2 protein-coding genes and 1 pseudogene are annotated in these 2,169 nt (G+C 60.0%); all 3 read right to left on the bottom strand.

The genetic code is table 11. From position 1 onward, the window contains the following. Positions 1 to 284: 284 nt before the first annotated feature. A pseudogene (locus H512_RS26750) lies at positions 285 to 1,230 on the bottom strand (IS481 family transposase). 13 nt (positions 1,231 to 1,243) lie between these two features. Then, the gene (locus H512_RS25220) at positions 1,244 to 1,855 is read right to left on the bottom strand and encodes an NAD(P)H-binding protein (protein WP_053240096.1); all 612 of its coding nucleotides are present in this window, start codon (positions 1,853 to 1,855) and stop codon (positions 1,244 to 1,246) included. Positions 1,856 to 1,917: 62 nt separating this feature from the next. Further along, positions 1,918 to 2,055: a hypothetical protein gene (locus H512_RS27245; RefSeq protein WP_210162728.1), complete on the bottom strand. Its 138-nt coding sequence runs from the start codon at positions 2,053 to 2,055 to the stop codon at positions 1,918 to 1,920. Positions 2,056 to 2,169 lie beyond the last annotated feature (114 nt).

Here is a 2,169-nt window from a genome sequence, read left to right on the forward strand (position 1 = left end):
TCATCAGCCTGCCAGCGGCAAGCTGACACGTTCCCGGCTCTGTCCGGAAGGCACGGCGAGCGCCGAAGCTACACCACGCCCTGGGACACGATCGTGGTGGATTTCTGTTTAGGGCTGAGGCGGGTAATGGCGTTCCCGCCGCCTCCCTCGCATTCTGAAAAATGAAACGATATGTTGGCTAATGTTCGCCTACATGAAGTACGGCTTGTCCCCATCCGTTCCCGGCTTGTTGACACCCACATTTCCGTTCAGATGCAGGCTTGGAGAACGGATGATCTCACCGACTAGATGTCGTTTCCAAGAAGGTTGTTCAGCCTTTTGAATGGCGTGATGCCGTTAAGGGCTGAGTGGGGTCTTGTTGTATTGTAGGCATCGATCCAGCCGGGCATGGCCTTATTTCGCTCGATTGATGATTGATAGGGCGCTGCGTACGCCCATTCTCGCAACCTGGTCTGAATGAAGCGCTCGGCCTTGCCGTTGGTCTGCGGCGTGTAGGGCCGGGTGCGGATGTGACGGATTCCACGCGCCATGAGCAGTTGTCGGAATGCTTGGCTCCGGTAGACGCTGCCGTTGTCGCTCATCAGGCGGGCGACGGTCAAGGCCATGGCGTTCGAACCAGTCGATGGCGCGAGCGGTGAAGGCGCAGGTCGTCTCTTTCTTCTCGTCGGCCAACACTTCAGTGTAGGCCAGGCGCGAGGCGTCATCGATGGCCACATGCAGGCATTCCCAGCCGATGCCGCGATTGTTGCTTTGGCCGCGCCTGTCGCCGGTGATGCGGTGGCCGACGCCATGAATGCGGCCGAGCTTCTTGATATCGACATGAATGAGCTCGCCGGGATGCTGGCGCTCATAGCGGATCACCGGCGGTCTCGCCTCCAGAGCCTGGATGCGACCAAGGCCCAGTCGCCGAAGAATGACGCCAACGGTCGAGCGCGGCAGGGCGAGATGTCGGGCGATGGCCGGACCACTCATGCGCTGGCGTCGTAGCGCCTCAATAGCCGCGATTGTCGCCGCTGGCTTGGCCTGGGGACATCGCAGAGGGGCTGAACTCCTGTCCGTCAGCATCGCCTCGCCGCCGGCGCGATAGCGAGCCAGCCATTTGTACGCCGTGCGAACCGAGATGCCGGCCGCCTCCGCAGCCAACGCTACGCGCCAGCCACCTTCGACAATCCGTCTCACCAAAAGGACTCGACCGCGAACGGTCATCCGCGCATTCTCATGGACGTTCATCCGGGACCTCCGGTCACGGTTGGTGCTTCGCAACCCCAACCTCGCAGACCAAGCCCGGATGAACAACCTTCATAGCTTCGACAACTAGAGCGGCCACACTTTTACGCGAGACGACCGTACCGTTGAACCCTTCACCTTTGGTGGTGGTTTCGTAATTGATTTCGTCTTCGTCCGTTAGCCAGGCGGGACGGAGAATGGTGTAATCGAGACCAGAGGCTTCGATGACATCCGCGGCGCGACGGAAGAGCTTCAATTCCTCACCGATTATTCGGCGATTCCATCGGCCAAATGCGCCCGGCACCTCATCGTAAATGCTGAACGAAAGAACGAAGATCAGCCGCTTGACGCCCGCCACCTCCATCGACGCGATTACGCTTCTTGCCTGATCGTCGAGGTCGCCGCCGGTCAGGTTGGCATAGACCAAGTTCTGACTAGCCATCGCTTCGTCGAGCATTGCACGGTCGAGGACATCGCCCTGAACGACTGACGCCCCTGCGGGAGGCTTCGCCAACCTGCGGGCATCGCGGACGAACAGCGTCATATCGATCCGGTCGTCGTCCGCGAGGTCCGAAACGACATGGCGAGCGATCTGACCGCTCGCACCGAGAATGAGAACTCTGGTCATTGGATTTTCCTTTCCGGGAAAGGCAGGCACAGCCTCCATTGAGGAGACTGCGCCCGATTGCCTTACGCAGCCGCCTTCGCGTCACGCGCAACCGCAACTTCACCGAGATGCTGCTTGAGGAAGGGAATGACGCGGCTGAGCGCAATCCCGGTCGGCTCGGGCTGGTCATAGAGGTCGTAGTGAGACCAGCCCTCGACCACGACCAGTTCCTTGTCCCTACTAGGTTGCGTTGACAAAAGCCGTTATCCAGATCATCGCGGCGGCGAGGTTGAGGAAACTCTCGTATGAAAGTCTCGTCTTGTCGTAGCGCGTGG

The sequence above is a fragment of the Pleomorphomonas koreensis DSM 23070 genome (genome assembly GCF_000425185.1).
In the GTDB taxonomy this organism is placed as follows: Bacteria; Pseudomonadota; Alphaproteobacteria; order Rhizobiales; family Pleomorphomonadaceae; genus Pleomorphomonas; species Pleomorphomonas koreensis.

What these genes read in the sequence shown, in the direction of transcription:
- H512_RS25220 (WP_053240096.1), bottom strand. Translation starts at nt 1,855, where the DNA reads ATGACCAGAGTTCTCATTCTCGGTGCGAGCGGTCAGATCGCTCGCCAT.